Origin of the sequence: Gabonia massiliensis, assembly GCF_001403595.1 — a bacterium.
GTDB lineage: Bacteria > Bacteroidota > Bacteroidia > Bacteroidales > Coprobacteraceae > Coprobacter > Coprobacter secundus.
Window position 1 is genome coordinate 394,373 of the sequence record NZ_LN877940.1, and the last position, 20,224, is coordinate 414,596.

The 20,224-nt window shown below is 35.7% G+C and carries 19 protein-coding genes and 1 tRNA gene; 8 read left to right on the plus strand and 12 right to left on the minus strand.

The features are described from left to right. Positions 1-117: 117 nt before the first annotated feature. Positions 118-1,146 (plus strand): DUF4365 domain-containing protein, encoded by a 1,029-nt coding sequence (locus tag BN2628_RS11570; protein ID WP_055097351.1) that lies wholly within the window; start codon positions 118-120, stop codon positions 1,144-1,146. A 231-nt stretch (positions 1,147-1,377) separates the two neighbouring features. On the opposite strand, the gene BN2628_RS11575 is transcribed toward BN2628_RS11570, so the two are convergent. Further along, positions 1,378-1,461 (minus strand) — tRNA-Leu (locus BN2628_RS11575). A gap of 240 nt (positions 1,462-1,701) precedes the next feature. On the opposite strand from BN2628_RS11575, the gene BN2628_RS11580 reads away from it, so the two are divergent. Further along, entirely contained in the window at positions 1,702-2,778 is a 1,077-nt protein-coding gene (locus BN2628_RS11580; RefSeq protein WP_044226839.1) for a mannose-1-phosphate guanylyltransferase, read from the plus strand. Positions 2,779-2,794: 16 nt separating this feature from the next. Here the strand turns inward: BN2628_RS11580 and BN2628_RS11585 are convergent, their stop codons facing one another. The 6 genes from BN2628_RS11585 to BN2628_RS11610 all read right to left on the minus strand — a co-directional run bounded on the left by BN2628_RS11585 (position 2,795) and on the right by BN2628_RS11610 (position 9,374). Then, entirely contained in the window at positions 2,795-4,156 is a 1,362-nt protein-coding gene (locus BN2628_RS11585) for a TIGR00341 family protein (RefSeq protein ID WP_044226843.1), read from the minus strand. A gap of 4 nt (positions 4,157-4,160) precedes the next feature. Further along, a complete protein-coding gene (locus BN2628_RS11590) occupies positions 4,161-5,663 on the minus strand; it encodes a lipopolysaccharide biosynthesis protein (protein WP_055097355.1) in 1,503 nt (500 codons plus the stop codon). A gap of 39 nt (positions 5,664-5,702) precedes the next feature. Beyond that, positions 5,703-6,725 carry a Holliday junction branch migration DNA helicase RuvB gene (gene ruvB, locus BN2628_RS11595; protein WP_021930907.1) on the minus strand — a complete coding sequence of 341 codons (1,023 nt, stop codon included), beginning with the start codon at positions 6,723-6,725 and terminating at the stop codon, positions 5,703-5,705. Positions 6,726-6,827: 102 nt separating this feature from the next. Then, on the minus strand, positions 6,828-7,571 hold the full coding sequence (locus tag BN2628_RS11600; RefSeq protein WP_044226850.1) for a lipopolysaccharide kinase InaA family protein: 744 nt from the start codon (positions 7,569-7,571) through the stop codon (positions 6,828-6,830). Between the two features lie 131 nt (positions 7,572-7,702). Continuing rightward, a complete protein-coding gene (locus tag BN2628_RS11605; RefSeq protein ID WP_044227076.1) occupies positions 7,703-8,743 on the minus strand; it encodes a glycosyltransferase family 9 protein in 1,041 nt (346 codons plus the stop codon). A gap of 22 nt (positions 8,744-8,765) precedes the next feature. Next, positions 8,766-9,374, minus strand: a complete 609-nt coding sequence (locus BN2628_RS11610; protein ID WP_021930904.1) for a DUF4254 domain-containing protein — start codon at positions 9,372-9,374, stop codon at positions 8,766-8,768. 114 nt (positions 9,375-9,488) lie between these two features. On the opposite strand from BN2628_RS11610, the gene pdxB reads away from it, so the two are divergent. Next, positions 9,489-10,595 (plus strand): 4-phosphoerythronate dehydrogenase PdxB, encoded by a 1,107-nt coding sequence (gene pdxB / locus BN2628_RS11615; RefSeq protein ID WP_044227078.1) that lies wholly within the window; start codon positions 9,489-9,491, stop codon positions 10,593-10,595. Here pdxB and purN read toward each other — a convergent pair. Further along, entirely contained in the window at positions 10,575-11,159 is a 585-nt protein-coding gene (gene purN / locus BN2628_RS11620) for a phosphoribosylglycinamide formyltransferase (protein ID WP_021930902.1), read from the minus strand. The two genes, pdxB and purN, sit on opposite strands and share 21 nt — an antisense overlap. 352 nt (positions 11,160-11,511) lie before the next feature. Here purN and BN2628_RS11625 point away from each other — a divergent pair, with 352 nt between their 5' ends. From BN2628_RS11625 to BN2628_RS11645, 5 genes are all read left to right on the plus strand, one after another. Continuing rightward, entirely contained in the window at positions 11,512-11,748 is a 237-nt protein-coding gene (locus tag BN2628_RS11625) for an acyl carrier protein (protein ID WP_021930901.1), read from the plus strand. A gap of 21 nt (positions 11,749-11,769) precedes the next feature. Continuing rightward, entirely contained in the window at positions 11,770-13,032 is a 1,263-nt protein-coding gene (gene fabF, locus BN2628_RS11630; RefSeq protein ID WP_044226853.1) for a beta-ketoacyl-ACP synthase II, read from the plus strand. Between the two features lies 1 nt (position 13,033). Beyond that, positions 13,034-13,930: a ribonuclease III gene (gene rnc / locus BN2628_RS11635; protein WP_082002229.1), complete on the plus strand. Its 897-nt coding sequence runs from the start codon at positions 13,034-13,036 to the stop codon at positions 13,928-13,930. A 253-nt stretch (positions 13,931-14,183) separates the two neighbouring features. Further along, positions 14,184-14,999 (plus strand): glycosyltransferase family 2 protein, encoded by an 816-nt coding sequence (locus tag BN2628_RS11640; protein ID WP_044227083.1) that lies wholly within the window; start codon positions 14,184-14,186, stop codon positions 14,997-14,999. Further along, a complete protein-coding gene (locus BN2628_RS11645; RefSeq protein ID WP_082430170.1) occupies positions 14,996-16,021 on the plus strand; it encodes a glycosyltransferase in 1,026 nt (341 codons plus the stop codon). The genes BN2628_RS11640 and BN2628_RS11645 overlap by 4 nt, the downstream gene beginning before the upstream one ends. A gap of 29 nt (positions 16,022-16,050) precedes the next feature. Here the strand turns inward: BN2628_RS11645 and BN2628_RS11650 are convergent, their stop codons facing one another. From BN2628_RS11650 to BN2628_RS11665, 4 genes are all read right to left on the minus strand, one after another. Then, the gene (locus BN2628_RS11650) at positions 16,051-16,992 is read right to left on the minus strand and encodes a glycosyltransferase family 2 protein (protein WP_044226856.1); all 942 of its coding nucleotides are present in this window, start codon (positions 16,990-16,992) and stop codon (positions 16,051-16,053) included. Then, entirely contained in the window at positions 16,989-17,858 is an 870-nt protein-coding gene (locus tag BN2628_RS11655) for a glycosyltransferase (RefSeq protein ID WP_044226858.1), read from the minus strand. Before BN2628_RS11655 ends, BN2628_RS11650 begins: the two co-directional genes overlap by 4 nt. A 121-nt stretch (positions 17,859-17,979) precedes the next feature. Further along, positions 17,980-18,948 (minus strand): glycosyltransferase family 2 protein, encoded by a 969-nt coding sequence (locus tag BN2628_RS11660; RefSeq protein WP_157256094.1) that lies wholly within the window; start codon positions 18,946-18,948, stop codon positions 17,980-17,982. Between the two features lie 14 nt (positions 18,949-18,962). Next, a complete protein-coding gene (locus BN2628_RS11665) occupies positions 18,963-20,138 on the minus strand; it encodes a glycosyltransferase (RefSeq protein ID WP_052431440.1) in 1,176 nt (391 codons plus the stop codon). Positions 20,139-20,224 lie beyond the last annotated feature (86 nt).

Here is a 20,224-nt window from a genome sequence, read left to right on the forward strand (position 1 = left end):
ATATTATAAAATGCCAGTTAAAACAAAATTTTGAATGTATTGAACTTCTGATTTCTTATATTTGCAACACGATGTTTTACCATATAAGATTATAAGAATAATAAAATAAAAAACAAGATGCCCAAATATTCAAATTCAAGCATAACAGCTAAAATCGGAATAAATTACATTAGAACTATAGTTGAAGAATCTGGGTCTTTATTCCATAAAATTGAACAAGAAAATGATTTAGGGATAGACGGAATTATTGAATTTATCCAAGATGGTACTCCTACAAATAAAAGCATAGCTATACAAATAAAATCAGGAGATTCCTACTTTAACAGTAGGAATCAAGAACTTTCTATTCCAATAGATAGCCATTATAATTATTGGCTAAATTATCCATTACCAGTTTTCGGAATTGTATATATTCCTAACTTAAAGAATGCTTTTTGGGTTAATATCAAAACATACATAGAAACTATATGTAATTCTTCACTCATAAAATTTCCAGTGACTCGAATAAATCAATTTAATACAATAGATTTCAAACGATTATTTCAACCTTTAATATTAGACACAATACCATTAGTTTCTTTCAACGAAGCCTTATCATATTTCAATTCAGACGATATTTCTGAATTTAATTTGGGAATGACTATTATGTTTGAAAAATATATAAATGAAGAAAAGACTTGGAATACATTTTTAGACTATATACAAGAAAAGGAGGCACACGAAATTCCTCATAAACTAATTTATTACTTGGCACACATCCCTTGGCATCCAGATATATGGTATTCTGGTAATAATATTTCCAATAACATCAAAGTCCTAGTTTTAAATAAGATATATAACTATAACAAAGCAACCGTAATTAAATTATTATCTATTATTGGCGACAATATGATATGTCGAGGAAGTATTGGGCAATCGATTGAAGCCATTCTATCAAAAGTCAAAAACATAAATTCATATTTAGCAGATATTATTACTGAAGATAGTACCTCAGCCGATATCATCAAAAACGCGAGTATTATTCTAGCTTATTACATAGGAAAAAAAAATCTCCCACTTCTTAAAAAAGCTTATGAAAAAAAACATGATTTATTGTCATTGATAGATTACATCAACAAATATGAGAGTATAAATCCATATTCATAAACAATATAGAATAAATTCGAATTATCTTGAACAAGATTCATGTGCTATATAGCTAATAAAGAAAAGTCGGACTGCCCCAGAAAAGTTAACTGGTTAAAATCGAATTTGACAGAAAAACATATCGAACCAATTCTTACAATAAAGTTCTTGATTTAATCTATCTGCAAGCCAACAAGTTACGAGGAGTAGAAAAGAAAAGCGGAGAGAGTTTTTCAACTTTCTCCGCTTCAGTACCCAGAGCCGGGATCGAACCGGCATGGATGTTACTCCACTGGTGTTTGAGACCAGCGCGTCTACCAATTCCGCCATCTGGGCGTAAAGACGGTGCAAAAGTAGTGAATCTTTTGAATTATCCAAAGGAAATATTGTTTTTTTTGAATAAATTGGGGAAAAAGATATGAAGATGGTTTTTATATGAGTTGTCGAACATAAAGTTTTTGACAAAAAAATATTTTTTTAAATACTATCCTCAAAATATTAGCTATCTTAGCCGAGCAGTAATACTTAAATAAAGTGGCTTTGCTCCACTTTACTTTAGAATATAATATCAGACTCATGAAAGATAGGTATTGTGTTATTATGTGCGGGGGTATTGGAAGCCGTTTTTGGCCGTTTAGCCGCACTTACCGACCGAAACAATTTCTTGATTTTTTTGGTACGGGTCGTTCATTATTACAATCGACATATGACCGTTTTAGCCGGATTATTTCTCCGGAAAATATTTTTATTTCTACCAATGAGATGTATGTCGATTTGGTTAAAGAGCAACTTCCTGAAGTTGCTGATGAGCGTATTTTGGCTGAGCCTCAACGGCGTAATACAGCACCTTGTATTGCATGGGCGGCATATCATATACAGGCACTGAATCCGAATGCCAATATTGTGGTTACTCCGGCTGATCATCTTATTTTGAAAGAGGATTCTTTTGCCGAGTGCATTGATAAAGGCATGAAATTCGTGGAGAAATATCCGGCGTTGTTGACGTTGGGTGTAAAACCTAATCGACCTGAAACTGGATATGGCTATATTCAGATAGAGGATGATAATAATGAAGATATAAAGACTGTAAAGACTTTTACTGAAAAGCCGAATATAGAGTTGGCCCGAGTATTTGTTGAGAGTGGAGAGTTTTTCTGGAATTCAGGCATATTTATCTGGAATGTGCAGACTGTAATTAAAGCGATGCAGCGTCATTTGCCGGAAATTGTGAATAGATGTGAAGCCAATAAAGAGGTCTTTAATACTCCTAAAGAAAAGGAATTTGTCAATGAAAATTATATGGCATGTCCTAATATTTCTATCGATTTTGGTTTGATGGAAAAGGCCTCTAATGTGTTTGTGCTCTGCGCGGAGTTTGGATGGGCCGATTTGGGAACGTGGGGATCTGTGTATGAGTTCTCGGCGAAAGACCGTAATGGAAATGTCGGAGCTAAGGGCAAGCAGTTGAGATATGATTGCAATAATAATGTAATAGCTGTCCCTGAAAATAAATTGGTTGTGCTACAAGGATTGAATGATTGTATCGTTGTAGAGTCAGATAATGTATTATTAATTTGTCAAAAAAAAGAAGAACAGCGTATACGTAAATTTATAACGGATGCCAAAGTCAATTTTGGCGACGATTTTATTTGATGTTTTTGGGGATGTTCTAATTTTCATTCAGGACATATATGCTTTTTGCGCCTATACGGGCTTCGAGCCATTTTTGGAATTGTTTTTCTTCTTCTTGATTTAAAGGGTGAGAATATCGGGTGATGGCTGTGGTCACTGTATCGAGTCTTGACGAATCGATATCGCTGAATATCATTTGTGAGATAGCTATTTCTTTTACTTTGGGAAATAATACTTTTAGCTCGGGAGCTATGGCTATGCCGATTGAATCGTATTGACGACAATGTTCGACAACTGCTAAAAGTGAATCTATGCAACGGTTTTGTCTTTCTATTTTTTGTTGGTTATCTTTATAAATGTCTTGGAACATCATGCTGTTCAAGCTGTTTATGTCTATGTTGTTTTGTCCGTATCCTTGAGAAATGAGCAAACGTGTACCGCCAAGTCCGTATTGAGGTAGGCGAGATTCTATCATAGCAATAGAGTCTTGGGGTACTTCTTTGCCGATAAGACTTACTTTGATGGTTCGTTGTCCGTTTATGATATTGGCTGATTTGTCTAATATCTGTGTCTCTGGAAAATTGAGTTGAGTGTTTACGAATTGGTAAGCGGCTGCTTCAAAATAGTTTTGCCGTATCATATTGTAGGTCAGTATTATGCTTGGAGCTATGGTGAGTGTAAGTATAGTGTATACTATACGCTGTACTGTTTTTTCTCGTTTAGGGTCGACAAATTGTTTTTTTGAGAAATGCATGAGTTTTACTCCCAGTGTAGTTGCAAAGGCGATAAAAACGGAGTTAATAAAGAATAGGTAAAATGCACCAAAAAAGTAGTGAGGATTACCGTTTGCCAACCCAAAACCTGCGGTACAAAGAGGAGGCATCAGTGCAGTAGCAATAGCAACACCAGGTAATACATTCCCTTTTTGTTTTGAGGACATGGCTACAATACCAGCTCCTCCACCAAAAAATGCGATAAGTACATCATAGATTGTCGGAGCGGTACGGGCCAACAGTTCAGAACGGGCTTCATTTAAAGGGGAAATAAGGAAATAAAGAGTTGAAGTCAACACACTGAATATGGTTGCTACTCCCAGATTATAAAAAGAACGTTTAATAAGCTCGAAGTCATTGATACCAAGGCCCAATCCTATTCCCATAATAGGGCCCATCAATGGAGATATAAGCATGGCCCCTATAATGACGGCAGTAGAATTTGTGTTCAGCCCTAATGATGCCATAAAAATGGCAAAAATCAATATCCATATATTAGAACCTTTAAATTCTATCCCTTCCCGTATTGCTTGTACGGTAGTTTGTTCATTTTCCCGGTCTTGTTTTTGATCGAGATAGCGTTTTAAAGATTGCTTTACGGCATTTAATGCATTATTGAAAGTCATAATATTATCTTTTTATCCATCGATTTATGATTGGAATCTCTTTTAATGGTAAATCTCTGTGTATAAAACAGATAATAAAAGTAGCTAATAAAATGGTCCTGAACAATAATCTCAATATTAAATTATCAATAGTTACTGTATTGTTTATTAAATATAATATTCCGGCCAGAGCAGTATACAAAGCTATTGACTTTAAATCGTAATTTATCGGATAATTGTGCTGGCCGATAAAATAAGAAGCCAGCATCATGCAGAGATAACAGACAAAGGCTGCCCACGCGCATGCCATGTAACCGTATTGAGGTACAAATACTACATTTATAATTATGGTAATGATAAATCCGAAAAGAGAAAACCATGCTCCCCATTGGGTTTTATCTGTCAATTTATACCATAAAGACAAATTGAAGAATATGCCAAAAAATAATTGTCCCATCATAACAATTGGTACGACGTCTATTCCTACATAATATTGGGCAGGCATGAAGAATTGAACCAAATCAATATAGAACATTACTCCTAAAAAAATGAGTAGTCCGAAAATAATGAAATATTTCATGGCGTCAGCGTATGCTTGTTTATTGTCGCCTGTATTTTTTTCTTTATTTTTTGCAAAGATAAAAGGTTCGTATGCAAAGCGGAAAGCTTGCGTGAACATCAACATTACAATAGATATTTTATATACAGCTCCATAAATTCCGAGTTCAGACATGGGGTCGGGTCGGTTGGCTGCTAATATAGGGTATAACATTTTGTCGAATGTCTGATTCATTATTCCCGCAACTCCTAATATGAGAAGAGGAAACGAATAGCTCAGCATCTGTTTCCATATTTTTGTATCGAATCGGTAACGGACTCCGAATATTTCGGGTAAGAGGATGACGAGAATGATACCCGAACTGATGATATTAGATACCAGAATATAACCGACCATAAATGTAGGTTCGAAAAACCAAGAGACTGTTGCCGGATAGTGCTGATATAGCCATGGACAAAGTAAAATGAAAAATAGATTAAAAAATATGTTGATGAATATGGATAATAATTTGACTGTAGCGAAACGAATCGGCCTTTTCTGATATCTAAGGTAGGCAAAAGGCAGTGCTGTAAAAGCGTCTATGGCGATGATAAGAGCCATCATCCATATATAATCGGTATGTTCTGGATATCCTAGCCAACGCGAAATCGGTTGAAGGAATATGAGTATTAAGATGAAGAAAAGTGAGGAAGTGCAAGCCAGAGATATCAAGCCGGTAGTATAGACCTTGGTGGGGTCTTCGTATTTTTCGTCGTTGGCGAATCTGAAAAATCCGGTTTCCAATCCGTATGTTAGTATGATAAGTAATAGTGCCATATAAGCATACAGATTGGTAACAATACCATATTCTGCCGTAGTTTTGAGCACATTGATGTATAAAAATACAAAACACCAGTTTAAGAAGCGTCCGACGATACTACTCAACCCGTATATAGCCGTGTCTTTGGCTAAACTTTTCATTCCCGACATAAGCTTGATGTTCTTGAAAATGAATAAATCTGATTTTTATTAAAACAAAGATCCCTGATCTGAAAATCTGGTTCTATGAAGATGAGTATACGCTAAGTCTGTAACTTCTCGTCCGCGGGGAGTTCGTTTGATAAAGCCTTCTTTTATCAGGTAAGGTTCGTATACCTCTTCTACGGTTCCTGCATCTTCACCCAATGCCGTTGCTATTGTTGTGAGTCCTACAGGGCCTCCCTTAAATTTATCGATAATTGTTGTCAGTATTTTATTATCGATTTCATCCAATCCGTATTTATCGATATTTAAAGCTTCCAGGGCAAAACGGGCTATACTTATATCTATTTTGCCGGAGCCTTTTACTTGAGCAAAGTCTCTTACTCGGCGGAGTAGGGCATTTGCAATACGAGGCGTACCCCGGCTTCGCATCGATATCTCGATTGCAGCTTCCTGTGTACATGGAACTTGCATGATTGCTGCCGATCGTAAAATGATATGGGACAGAACTTGATGGTCGTAATATTCGAGGTGGCAATTGATACCAAATCTTGCACGTAGCGGGCTGGTCAACAATCCGCTACGGGTAGTTGCTCCGACCAAAGTAAAAGGATTCAATTCTATCTGGATAGAACGGGCACTGGGCCCTTTGTCTATCATTATATCTATCCTGTAATCCTCCATTGCAGAATACAAATACTCCTCTACAACTGGGCTTAATCGGTGTATTTCGTCGATGAATAATACATCATTAGGTTCCAGAGATGTCAATATCCCGGCAAGGTCTCCGGGTTTGTCTAATACCGGTCCGGATGTAATTTTGAATCCCACACCCAATTCATTGGCAACAATATTTGATAAAGTGGTTTTCCCAAGTCCGGGAGGTCCATGTAAGAGAACGTGGTCAAGAGCTTCTTTCCTCATTTTAGCAGCCATAACAAAAACTTTTAAGTTCTCGATTATTTTATCTTGTCCGCTAAAATCTTCGAAAGCTAAAGGACGTAAAGCCTTCTCAAATTCCCTTTCGGTATCTGATAAGTTTTGATCTCGTATGTCAAAATCATTTTCCATTGTTCGGATTTTCTCTTTCGGATGACAAACTTAACCAATAATTCTGGGAATATAAATGTTTCGACTTAAAAAAGTCCTTATTTATATTGTAATATTTAAAGATTATTTCCGTCTTATTCGTTTTTTCAGCTCCATTTTTTTTGCCCATTTCCGAAAAAATTCAGCTTGAAAATGTTGCGCAGCCTTTACTGATTTATCAATATCCCATCCCCGTTTTTTTGCATATTCTGTAACAATATAACGTATGACATTCGGATCCCAAGTCAGCCGTTCGAAATTTCGTAAGCATTGTTTCGGTGTTAATTTGCCAAAATGCATACGGTTAAGGTCTACCAAGCTGAATGAAATTTTATCTTGATCTATTTTGAATAGTATATTTCCTGGCGAATAATCGAGATGCAGTATACCTGCTTCGTGTAATTTTACTGTAAAGTCGGCAAAAGCATTTAAGATATTTTCTTGGCCGTGGATTCCGTCATTGAATTCTCTCATTAAGCGAGGATAATTTTCAGTTAATGAAATAAAGTATCCTTGGTAAAAAATATGGCCACGTTTCACTTCTATATAAGCAATTGGTTCAGGTGTTCTAATGCCGCATTTTAATAAATATAGTGCGTACTTATATGCTCTTTCGGCTTTACTTGGACGAAAAAATGTATATGCCAGTTGATTGATGCGTAAAGGAACTTTATATCGTTTGACGGTAAGGTCGATATCGTCGATAATGAATCTTTTTATGATATTTCGTGCACTATATATAGTTTCCCCACTGTTTTCGAATTCATATGGGAGATTTTCTATAAAGCTTCCCAATTTTTTATATTTAGGATTTATCACAATTTTCATGTGAAATAGGTTTTATTATAGTTATTTGTGTAAATTGTATGGGTGAATCTTGTCTTTTGCATGGTGAGAAAATAAAAGTTCTCTTACCGTCGCAAAAATACCTATTTTAGTTACATATGCAGGCTATTACTTTATTTTTTTGAGTTTATTAATAGTTTTATTTTTTCTATTATCATTTCGGGGGTGATTTCGTAAAGGCAAGCATAATCTTTTCTCCAGCAAGGTTTATTCCCAAATATGGAACATGGGCGGCATGGCAGCTCTATTTCTACCGTATTTGATTTGTCTTGTCTCCATCCCATAAACCCTGCATAAGGATGCGTGGCCCCCCAAATAGAAATTACAGGGGTATTTACCAATGAAGCCAGATGCATGTTTGCAGAGTCCATACTGAGCATAACGTCGAGTTGGCTCATAATAGAGAGTTCTGTCTCAAAACCCAAATTTTTCCCTGCGAATGATATAGTATTGCTATATTTATTTGCCCATTCGTTTATAATAGTCTCTTCGTGTCCTTTACTGCCGAAGAAGAATATTTGATATTTGTTTGAGGAGGATAGTTGGGAAACGACAATTTCCATCAATTCTATAGGATATATTTTACCTTTGTGCTTAGCAAAGGGAGCTATACCGATTAGGCTTTTGCTGTTATCTGATATATTTATGCCATTAGGTAATGGAGGTATGGCTGTATTTTGGAATAGGGAAATAAAAGTTTCGTTAAAAGAAAATCCTAATTTATTGAATACTTCTGTATATCGTACGAATGATGACTTTAATTGTTTTTTTTGCTTGTGTTCGCGGGTGGTAAGCTTTCTTTTTTCTTTACGACCTTTATTTATATGAGCAACTTTACATCCAGAAAGTGCAAATAAGAAGCGCAAGATTTTGGATCGTAACACATCGTGTAAATCGGCTATGATATTGAAAGAGCTGTTTCTCAATTCCCTGTATAATGTATAGAGCCCTTTAATACCGGAGTGTTTCCCTCGGATTTGTGCTGATATGATAACCAGATTAGCGGGTTTTTCAATAAACAGATTCGATGCATGAGGAGATGTAAGCATCGTAAATTCTATTTGAGGATATGCACGGCATACCGAATATACAATAGGTATACTCATGGCAACATCTCCTAAAGCAGATAGACGGATAATCAAGACTTTTTTTATCTTATTGATATCCAAAACTTAATTATTTTTTGTTTGCATATAACACCGGATTAAGGGCCGGATCATTGTACATTTTCATTTGTTTATAGACTTTCATGTATTTCCGTCCGGTTTCAATGTCGGCAAGCAATTGGTCGATGGCGGTTGTTAGGTCTATTCTTTGTTCAAGTAGTATCCTTAACTTTTCTCTGCATTTTTCGATATGTTCAGGAGACGCTTCTTTGCGTTCAACTTCTTGCTGCATATGGTATATCTTTAATGCAAGTATCGATAACCGGTCGAGTGCCCAAGCTGGGCTTTCTGTATTTATTGTGGCATCAGGGGCAGGGATTACGTTTTTATATTTGTCTAAGAAGTAGCTGTCTATAAGTTCGACTAAGTCTGTCCTGTCTTGATTAGATTTATCTATTCTTCGTTTTATTTTCAGAGCTTCGACCGGATCGATTTCGGGATTTCGTATGATATCTTCAAGATGCCATTGTACGGCATCGATCCAGTTTTTGAGAAACAAATAATATTCGATGCTTTTTTCTTCAAAAGGATTATTCATTTCTGCATTGACATCATCCATTGTATGGTAATATTGAGTCGCATTCCAAAAAATGCGGTTGCTTTTTTCGCTGAAATCCATTTTGTTTATTTTTTAATTCTTTGTTACAAACATAAGAATAGTTTTACAAAATACCAAAGAACATTTGATAATGAACTAAAAAAGAAATTATCTTTACAAAAGAAAAAATGTGAGATGAAAATAATTGTTGATAATAAAATACCATATATAAAAGGTATACTTGAGCCTTTTGCTGATGTGGAGTATTATGCTCCGGCCGATATAAACCGGGAGGTAGTTTGTGATGCCGATATTCTTATTATAAGGACACGGACTCGTTGCAATAGAGAATTATTGGAGGGTAGTAAGGTGCGTTATATTGGGACGGCAACTATCGGGTATGACCATATCGATACGGAGTGGTGCGGCAAAAATGGTATTGTATGGACGAATGCTCCGGGCTGTAATGCATCTTCAGTCGGGCAATATATTTTATCATCTTTGTTGTCATTGCAAGAACGAAAGGATTTTGTTCTGGAAGGTAAGGTTATCGGGATTGTAGGTGTCGGTAATGTGGGGCGTATTGTTGCCGATTATTGCCGAATGGTAGGAATGGAAGTTTTGTTGAATGACCCACCAAGAGCCCGCTTAGAGGATTCTACTTGTTTTGTCTCCCTTGATGAGGTTGCCAAGGAATGTGATATCATTACTTTCCATACTCCGTTGAATAAATCAGGTATGGATTGTACATATCATTTGGCAGGAGCGGATTTTTTTTCTCGGTTGAGAAAAAGACCTGTCATTATAAACTCTTCGCGAGGAGAAGTTGTAGATAATAGAGCTCTATATAACGCCTATCAAAGCGGCAACGTTTCGGAAATGATTTTAGATTGTTGGGAAAATGAGCCTGATGTAGATGATGTTTTGTTGTCTAATGTATTTATTGGGACTCCCCATATTGCAGGGTACTCGGCTGATGGAAAAGCGAATGCAACGAGACAGATAGTGCAGGCTATAAGTCGATGGATGGGTATATCTATAGATACGTCTTTGATACAGCCTCCGGCTCCGGTATTTCCGGATATAGACTTAAGCCTGTGTTCTGATAATATACTGGCTTCAGCAGTATTGGCTACTTATGACCCCAGAAACGATACTGCAGCTTTACGGGCAGCTCCTGGAACTTTTGAAAAATTGCGAGGAGAATATGGCTTACGGAGAGAGTTCAACGCCTATACGGTGCATCATGCAGTTTCACGAGATATAGAGTTACTTCAAAAATTAGGTTTCCAAGTTTCTTGAGGACAATAGCAAATCGATTGTTTGGGGATAGTATTTATATTCTAATTCATGTACTCGAGCAGCGACGGTCTCTGGAGTGTCATCCGGAAAGACAGGACAGGTATACTGTGATATACATTCGCCTTCATCATAATGTTCATTTATGTAATGTATGGTAATACCAGTCTGAGTTTCACCTGCATCTATGACTGCCCGGTGTACATTATTTCCATACATACCTTTACCGCCAAAACGAGGCAAAAGTGCAGGATGTATATTTATAATTGATTTAGGATAGCTTTCGATGATGTATAATGGTATTTGCAATAGAAATCCTGCTAATACGATAAAATCTATATGTTTGTTTTTAAGTATGGACAGAACATATTCGGATTTTTGGAAATCTTCCCGAGTAATGATTTGAGTTTCTATGTCGAATTTCTTCACTCGTTCCAGGACATAAGCATTGTGTTTGTTACAAATAAGCAGAGATACTTCAACGTTGGAGGAATTTGAAAAGTATCGAATTATATTTTCTGCATTGCTTCCAGAACCGGATGCGAATATGGCGATATGTTTTGTCATAAATAATAATCAGCTTGTTATTCGAAAAAACAAAATTACTAAAAAACTAAGAAAATCAGACATTTTTGAAATGTAATGTGTAAACAATAAAAATGAATATACATAAAGTTGTGCTGGGAAAGGGGCATTTTATTTGTAGTTGTCTTAATATAGTGGCTTCCAAAAGACTATATTCGAAAGAAAAAAGACGATGAAATACTAATTTGGATAGTGAAAATTGCACAAAATATGTATGTGTGTGCAATTTTAATGAAATAATACGGTAAATATTTTTTTTGTTTGGAGAAAATTGTATTTCTTTGCACTGCAAAAATAAGAAAGTAATTTATTAATTAACTAAAAACTGGAAGTTATGTCTGAAATTGCATCAAGAGTAAAAGCGATTATCGTTGATAAATTGGCCGTAGAAGAATCGGAAGTAACACCTGAAGCAAGCTTTACAAATGATTTGGGTGCTGATTCTCTTGACACCGTTGAATTGATCATGGATTTTGAAAAAGAATTCGGTGTTAGCATTCCCGATGATCAAACTGAAAAAATCCAAACTGTAGGAGATGCAATAGCTTATATTGAAGCTAATGTGAAGTAAATCCAACACTACTCTATTTGTATGGAATTGAAAAGAGTTGTAGTAACAGGTCTGGGAGCAATTACCCCATTAGGACATAATGTTGCCGATACATGGGCAGCAGTGGTTGATGGAGTAAGTGGTGCCGGGCCTATTACTCGTTTTGATGCTTCGTTATTCAAGACGCAATTTGCATGCGAAGTGAAAGACTTCGATCCCAGTCTTTATTTTGACCGGAAAGAGGCTCGTAAATATGATCGTTACGCACAATATGCAGTAATTGCTGCAAAAGAAGGTGTCGAAGATTCTGGCCTCGATTTGGAAAAGGTTAATAAAAATCGGGTAGGAGTTATTTTTGCTGCAGGCATTGGGGGTATTCGTACCTTCGAAGAAGAAGTAGGCGGTTTTTATTTGAATGAAGATAAAGGTCCCCGATTCAATCCGTTTTTCATACCGAAGATGATTGCAGATATTGCTGCTGGTCATATTTCTATGATGTATGGTTTTCATGGGCCCAATTATGCTACAGTTTCAGCTTGTGCTTCTTCGACTAACGCATTGATTGATGCATTTAATAATATTCGTTTAGGTAAGGCCGATGTGATTGTAACCGGTGGTGCTGAGGCTGCTATTACTGTAGCCGGTATCGGTGGATTCAATGCAATGCATGCTATCTCTACGCGGAACGATGATCCCAAAGGGGCTTCGCGTCCATTCAGTGCAAGTCGTGATGGTTTCGTGATGGGAGAAGGTGGTGTATGCCTTGTTTTGGAAGAATTGGAACATGCATTAGCTCGTGGAGCTAAAATATATGCAGAAGTTGCTGGCGGGGGTATGTCGGCAGATGCTTATCATCTTACAGCTACACATCCTGAAGGTTTAGGTGCGACATTGGTTATGGAAAATGCTTTGGCCGATGCAGAAATGAAACCGGAAGAAGTCGATTATATCAATGTACATGGAACGTCTACTCCTGTGGGTGACATTTCTGAAGTAAAGGCTATCAAGAAAGTCTTTGGACAACATGCATATGACTTGAATATTAGCTCGACAAAGTCAATGACCGGACATTTATTGGGAGCTGCAGGAGCTATAGAAGCAATGATTTGCGTGAAATCTGTAGAAAATGATATTGTCCCTCCGACGATTAATTTTACTGAAGGAGATGAGGATCCGGAAATTGATTATAAGCTCAATTTTACATTTAATAAAGCTCAAAAGCGTACTGTAAATGTGGCGTTGTCGAATACATTTGGTTTCGGTGGTCATAATGCAAGTATAATAGTAAAAAAATTTGTGAAGTAACGTGCTTAAAAAGATGTATAATAAAATAAGGCTCTTTAGGCTTCGGCGTAAAGAGCCTTATTCTCTATATTATCAGATTTTGGGATTTTATCCCCATGATCCGGGAATATATGAGCAGGCATGTTTGCACCGCTCTTCTTCAGTGAGAACAGAAAAGGGTCATTGGATTAATAATGAACGGCTTGAGTTTTTAGGCGATGCAGTTTTAGATGCTATTGTCGCAGATATTGTATTTAATGAATTTGAGTCGAAGAAAGAGGGTTTTTTGACGAATACCCGGTCAAAAATTGTACAAAGGGATACCTTGAATAAAATTGCTCTTAAAATAGGTTTGGATAAATTGATTGTATCATCTACTCGGACGAGTTCTCATAATAACTATATCTATGGTAATGCGTTTGAAGCATTTATTGGAGCTATTTATATTGATAGGGGATATGATGTTTGCAAAAAATTTGTGCAAGAGCGTATCATAAAACCTTATATCGATTTATCATTGATTGCAAAAAAGGAAGTAAATTTTAAATCTAAATTGATAGAATGGAGTCAAAAGAATAAAGTTGATGTAGAGTTTGCTTTAGTCGAATCTTTTACTGACCATGAAAATAATCCGGTATTTCAATTTCAAGCCCTTTTAGCCGGTATTTCTGGAGGTGTAGGTATTGGTTACTCCAAGAAAGAGTCTCAGCAAAATGCTGCTCAGATGGCTTTGAAGAAAATCAAAACGGATAAATCATTTTTAGAGTCTGTTCTTGAATCTCAAATATTAAGACGCAGTAAAGTTGATACCGAGGAAATCTCTGATGCTAATGAAAATTCGGATTTAAATGAATTGTCACACGGTGATGAGCTTGAGGAACGGGAATATCATGCAGAGATTATAACAGAGCAAAATTGATTTTGTTAAAAGGTATTTTGCATTCATAAAAACATGGAGCTTGAATAAGTTGGGTTTTGATGAAAAATCTTCTTTTATTTGGTTGATTAGAAATAATAATCTTGGATTTTATATAAAGAATATACCAAGTTGGATAAAATATATAGTGACCGGATTATTTTCCTTTGCAAATAAGTAGAAAGGAATATTTTTTGAGTATTTTTGTTATTGCTAAAATTGGGTACCATGGATGTTCGATTATAATAGGGGATATATGAATAAATTTCGAGTTACATTATTAATTTCAACATATAATTGGCCAGAAGCATTATCATTAAGTATAAGGAGTGCATTGAGTCAGACTGTTTTGCCAGATGAGATTGTTGTTGCGGATGATGGTTCTACGGAGAAAACCTTAGAAGTAATAGAGCAGCTCCGAAGCGAATCATCAATTCCTATTCGTCATGTCTGGCATACGGATGAAGGTTTCAGAAAAACGATAATTCTCAATAATGCTATTCGTGAAACAGATGGTGATTATATCATCCAGATAGACGGGGATATTATTTTGCATCCTAAATTTATTGAAGATCATTTATCAGAGGCCCGGAAAAATACTTTTCTGAGAGGAGGAAGGGCAATTTTATCTCCTGAACAGACAGAAAGGACAATTGTCTCGTCTGAAATAGATGCACATATATTATCGAAAGAGTTAAAAAACAGATTAAACTCTGTGCGAAATCCATTTCTTTCTCTTTTCCTGACAAGGATGTCTGCTGATATTGCTCATGTAAAAGGCTGTAATATTTCTTATTGGAAGAATGACTTTGTAAAGGTTAATGGCTATAATAATATGCTGTTGGGATGGGGGCATGAGGATATCGAATTGGCAGCACGTTTTTACCTTTCTGGTGTAAAGATGAAAAAAATAAAAATGAAGGGTATTGCATTTCATTTGTATCATAATATAAATTCTCGGGAACAAGAATTACGCAATTATGATGTGTATCAAAAAGTCCTTGAGAAGAAAATTACATATTGTGAAGATGGATATGCACAAGGAGAGCAATATCCGTATAAGGTTTTATGATGGAGGAGATACCAGCTTTGGATAATAATAAAAAGCAGATGCAGGGACTTCAATTAAGTGTAATAGTTCCGGCTTATAATGTGTCTGAATATTTAAAAAAGTGTGTCGAATCTCTATTGAACCAGGATTTATCGAAATATGAATATGAGATTATAGTAATTAATGATGGCTCTACCGATGATACAGAAAAAGTAGCACTTGAATTATCCCGGAAATATTCCCAAATACATGTATATACTAAGAAAAATGAGGGATTGAGTCTGACTCGTAATTATGGTATAGAAAGAGCTGTTGGCAGATATATTATGTTTGTAGACGCAGATGATTATGTCTTAGAGAACTGCTATGGACATATATGTAGTGAAATGGATGCTAATCATCTGGATATATTGGCTTTGAATTATAATTACGTGGATGACTATGGCAAGGGGTGTCGAAATCCTTATTTTCGGAGAATGGCAAAAAATAAATCGGCTGTTTTGTCTGGTAGAGATTATATATTGACAAATTTCTTTGCTCCGATGGTTTGGGCTAACGTTTATCGAAAGGACTGGTTGATTTCTAATGATTTGTATATGTTGCCTATTGGTCATGAAGATGAAGAATTCACTCCTCGGGCAATTTATCTGTCCCGTCGGATAAAATTTATTCCGTTGGCTTTTTATCAGTATGTACAACATAAAAACTCTTATATGGGCAGGTACCGGGAAAGCAATTTTTTTGATATGATAAAGGCAATGGAAAGCCTGAATAAATTTAAAAAAAGCATACATATCTCGTCCGATAAGAAAATAAAGGATTTTTTTGATAATCGTATAGGTAAGATGTGTCTTATGATTTTTAAGCGCAGTATACGTGAGGGATATCCGATACAGAAAAAATTGCTGGATGCGATGCAAGGTGCCGGATTGTTGCCTTTGCGGATGAAACCTCTATCTTTTTATTCTTGTTTTTTTAATTGGAATCCTATGCTCTTTGCCCGGTATTATTCTTTGTTGAAAAAGCGAAGATGTAGAATATAGATTTATGAGAATGTTTAGTTGATGAGGTCTTATTTATGTTTGCTGATAAGTTTCTGTATACGGTAGCAAATACGGAGAAAGATAGGACGGGTTTTGTATCTTTGGTTAAATTCCTCCAATAGTTTGGCCTTAATGTCGGGAGTTGAGAATTTATTGTATTTTTTGATTTTTCTGTATAAGGCGCCTTTTGCTGCATTTTGTATAAAAGCTGATAAGTGGAAAGATTTAGATATATGTTCTATCACAATAAATCCCTCTTTAAATTGTAGACCGTTAGCTTCTGCTTTAGGGGAGACTTTTATATTGTGTTGTCTGAAATAGTTTAGTTTATTGTAGACAATGATAACATGACCTTTTTGGATAAGTTCAGACCAGAAATACCAGTCGCCACAATAGTGCAGTTGCTTATATGTATTGTCAATTTCAGATAAGGCAGAGCGCCTGAACAACACAGCACTGGCATTGTATATCGTGTTGAACCATAGTAATTGGTGCGTTATGAAATGTTTGTTTTCAATGTAACTGAAATTTTTTGTTGCCTCGCTTTTCGTCCATCTGTCCCAATTTCTGGAATCTATATTTCCAGAAGCATCTATCAGAAAGGAGCCGGTAAAACACAAGCTGGCGTCGGGAAATTGATTTAAATAATTGACTGTTATATTTAGAAAATCAGGATGAGCAACATCATCGCTTTCTGCAATCCATATATATTTCCCTTTAGCAAGAGAGAATCCCTTTTCCCATTGGAGAAAAGTGCTTCCACTATTTTGTTTATTCACAATAAAGTGGGATATTTTGGGGTGCTTGGCCCATTTGTTCAGGATACTTATACTTTGGTCTGTGGAACAGTCGTCGAGAAGTATAATCTCGAAATCCTGGAATGATTGTCCTGCAATCGACCTGATACGTTCATCCAGATAAGGTGCATGGTTATAGTTGGGAATGATGACTGAGACGAGAGGTGGTGTCATGATAGTTGTTTTTTGTAACGTAAAAATTTAAACCATAAAGTTAATGTTCCCCATCTGAGTGGATATTTACGTGTATGTTTTAAGAGAAAGGGCTTTATTGTCTGAGAGTTAAGTTTATTGCGAATGAGCATTTTTACTAATTTTCGAGAAGTTCTTCTCTCATCTGCCAAAATATCCTTTTTAGAAGGGGTTGATATATAGAGAGGTAGGCTTTTCTCCCATTTTTTATGGAAAATGATAGAATTATTGAGCCAATCGTTTGTAAAATTGCCGTCTGAGAAATGTATGACTTTTATTGGAAAACACACTTTGTTGGTGTATCTCTGGGCAATTTGCATACTGAAATCCAAATCATAGAGATGGAATCCGGTAAATGTCTTTTCATCAAAAGGCATTTTTTCCCATACACTACGACGAACGAACATGCAGAAACCGTCTAATACAATGACTTCTGGGAAATCTTTTTTTGTCGGATTGAAATAATGAGGCCTGGGGCTTGTTTCTTGAGGAGATTGTTGTATAAAGTTGAAACGGTCATATTGAGCAGATGAATGCCATCCCGAGATTGTAAGGGATTTGTGTGATGCTCCTGCAAATCCGATTACGCCACAATCCGGTTTACTCAGTTCTGAAATGATGATTTTCCCCCAGTCATATGTTTGAAAAGAAATATCTTCGTGAGCAAAGCAAAGGAAATCATATTTTGCTTGTCGGGCACACTCGTTGTATACTTTGCAAAGACCATATTGATGGACTCTATTATCAAAAGCAATGAGCTCGAAAGGTATCCCAATAGTATCCTCAATATTTTTTTTGAAAGCTTTTAATTGCTCTGGCTTTATAGAACATGTAATTATTGAAAGCATTATGTTTTATCTACTTTTTGCAAAAGTAGTAATTATATATTTTACTTTGATAGGAATATCACCGATTTAAAAAGAAAGATAGAGGGTTAGTTAATGTTTGTCTATTATATCAGGGATAAAACTATTGGCTACGAAGTAGATATTGAAATATGGCGGCAACATTATGTCTATTATGCAGGAGACACATTCTGAATGAGGTGTAACCGTATTTTCCTAATAATAGGTTACGGAAACAATCTACTTTACGTATGCCATGTATGTTATTGAACAATCGGTATATATTATTCTGGTCTTTGTCAGTAAGATATTTAAAGTCAGAAGCTGTTTCTGTATATGATTTTATGAGCGTTTTGTGTATACGATGCGATTCTACTCCACTTTGAATGCCGAATGATATAAGTTGTAGCCTTGCAGCCAATCTATCGAAAATTATTTTTGAAGAGGGTGTATGGTTTAAAGTGGAGCCTTCTCTGAATCTGTATTTATATTCTCCTTGGTTTGATAAATATATTTTATGAGCTTGTTTAAATAAGGCTGGTTGTGTGTACATGTCCTCATATAGTTGGCCAACTGGGAACTGGACCGTATTGAATAATGATTTTCGGTATATTTTGTCACAAGGGGAACCCGATATACGCTCTGTAATCAATAATTGGGCAATTTCTTGTGGGTTATCGACAATTTCGTCTTTATTTTTTTTGTAGCTAATTTCATGATCTGATGTCCAAAAATAAAGGATTGGATATTGCAGGATGTCAATGCTGGGATTTTCTGTAAGAATTGACATATTTTTGAGCAAGGTATTTTTCTCGATGGTATCGTCACTATCTATAAATGTAATGTATTGCCCATTTGCATTTTTTATTCCAATATTGCGGGCATCGCTTTGACCTCCGTTTTCTTTTTCTATTAATTTGATTTTTCCTAAATTGGAATAGGCATGTAAGAGTTGAGTGGTTTGGTCTGTACTTCCATCATCTACAACGATGATTTCCTTGTTTGGATAAGTATCAGACAAAATTGAATCAATACAGGCATTAATGTATGTTTCTACGTTATATGCCGGAACTATGATTGACAGTAACGGCATATCTTTTGATTTGCTTATGACTCTATTAGTTGTATCCATTGAGAAACAATTACGTCTTCATTGAATCGGCCGGAACTAAATCTTGCTCTCTGGGAGAGTGTCTCTAATAGTTCCTGATTTTTTATTAATGTAGCTAATTCATTGGCAAAGATATTCATTTTATATGGAGGAACGCATATTCCGCTATTTCCTTTTTCGAGAATATAACTGATTCCAGAACTACATTCGAAAGCAATAGGTATGGTTCCGAAAGTTTGAGCTTCGATAAGGGACATGGGCAGGCCTTCTGTTTGGGATGTCAAGCATACTATGCGTGCCGATTTATAGAATGGCTCTGGATTTTGATATCCGAGGAATGCTATATTGTTTAGTTTTAGCGATTGTGCTAAAGTTTCCAGCTTATTTCTATCCTCTCCATCTCCTAATATTTTCAGAGACCAGTCGGGGCATTGAGGTTCTACGAGTTTCCATATTTTTAGAAGTCGGTCTACCCTTTTATCTGAGTTGCTAAGCCGTCCGACATAAAGGATTTCATTTTTCTTTTCGGACACATTTGGCCTTTGTCCATATATCGAAGGATTAGGGATAGCTCTTAGCTTTTTTTGTATATCCGGTATATGATATTTTAGAGCGTATTCATCAATGTAGAAATCCTGTAATACGATAATATAATTACTGATTTGATATAGTTTTTTTTGATTTGATAAAGCCTTTTTTCGGGCAGTTTTGCACATGGCATTTTGGCCATAATGATTTAACCAAAGTTTCAAATATTTAGAGAATCCCGATTTTTTCCGAATTATCTGCTCTCGCTTAAATTGTTTGGCAAGAACAATTTCGTTCATAGGTTGGCCATGTAAGACGGAGATTATTTTTATATTGTCAGATAATTTCTTGTCGAAAAAAAGTTGTGTAATATTTTCATTACAACCTTGGTTGATTATAACATCAACTTTTTTTTCGGAAAGATATTGATTGAATAGGACATTTTTTTCTAAAGCAGAAATATTTTCTGGAATGACTGTTATAGAGATGTCATTTTTTAGGCCGGGTTGTTTGTCTAAAGAGGTTCCAGTAGATAAAATGGAAATGTTATATTTTTCTGATAATCGATTTGCTAATTGGGTTGTGACTGTTTCTATACCTCCGATATTTGGAAATTTATTTAATACAAAGAGAATATTTTTCATAAANTTAGTATTAAAGCTGGTAAATACAAACTATAAATTTGCTGATACTTTTCATTATATTTTTGATATTTGCCAATCTTCTTTGG

Excerpts from the sequence above, each read along its gene's own strand:
- BN2628_RS11570 (WP_055097351.1), top strand. The coding sequence starts at position 118 with ATGCCCAAATATTCAAATTCAAGCATAACAGCTAAAATCGGAATAAAT.
- BN2628_RS11580 (WP_044226839.1), top strand. The coding sequence starts at position 1,702 with ATGAAAGATAGGTATTGTGTTATTATGTGCGGGGGTATTGGAAGCCGT.
- BN2628_RS11585 (WP_044226843.1), bottom strand. The coding sequence starts at position 4,156 with ATGACTTTCAATAATGCATTAAATGCCGTAAAGCAATCTTTAAAACGC.
- BN2628_RS11590 (WP_055097355.1), bottom strand. The coding sequence starts at position 5,663 with ATGTCGGGAATGAAAAGTTTAGCCAAAGACACGGCTATATACGGGTTG.
- ruvB (WP_021930907.1), bottom strand. The coding sequence starts at position 6,725 with ATGGAAAATGATTTTGACATACGAGATCAAAACTTATCAGATACCGAA.
- BN2628_RS11600 (WP_044226850.1), bottom strand. The coding sequence starts at position 7,571 with ATGAAAATTGTGATAAATCCTAAATATAAAAAATTGGGAAGCTTTATA.
- BN2628_RS11610 (WP_021930904.1), bottom strand. The coding sequence starts at position 9,374 with ATGGATTTCAGCGAAAAAAGCAACCGCATTTTTTGGAATGCGACTCAA.
- pdxB (WP_044227078.1), top strand. The coding sequence starts at position 9,489 with ATGAAAATAATTGTTGATAATAAAATACCATATATAAAAGGTATACTT.
- purN (WP_021930902.1), bottom strand. The coding sequence starts at position 11,159 with ATGACAAAACATATCGCCATATTCGCATCCGGTTCTGGAAGCAATGCA.
- BN2628_RS11625 (WP_021930901.1), top strand. The coding sequence starts at position 11,512 with ATGTCTGAAATTGCATCAAGAGTAAAAGCGATTATCGTTGATAAATTG.
- fabF (WP_044226853.1), top strand. The coding sequence starts at position 11,770 with ATGGAATTGAAAAGAGTTGTAGTAACAGGTCTGGGAGCAATTACCCCA.
- BN2628_RS11640 (WP_044227083.1), top strand. The coding sequence starts at position 14,184 with ATGAATAAATTTCGAGTTACATTATTAATTTCAACATATAATTGGCCA.
- BN2628_RS11645 (WP_082430170.1), top strand. The coding sequence starts at position 14,996 with ATGATGGAGGAGATACCAGCTTTGGATAATAATAAAAAGCAGATGCAG.
- BN2628_RS11650 (WP_044226856.1), bottom strand. The coding sequence starts at position 16,992 with ATGACACCACCTCTCGTCTCAGTCATCATTCCCAACTATAACCATGCA.
- BN2628_RS11655 (WP_044226858.1), bottom strand. The coding sequence starts at position 17,858 with ATGCTTTCAATAATTACATGTTCTATAAAGCCAGAGCAATTAAAAGCT.
- BN2628_RS11660 (WP_157256094.1), bottom strand. The coding sequence starts at position 18,948 with ATGCCGTTACTGTCAATCATAGTTCCGGCATATAACGTAGAAACATAC.
- BN2628_RS11665 (WP_052431440.1), bottom strand. The coding sequence starts at position 20,138 with ATGAAAAATATTCTCTTTGTATTAAATAAATTTCCAAATATCGGAGGT.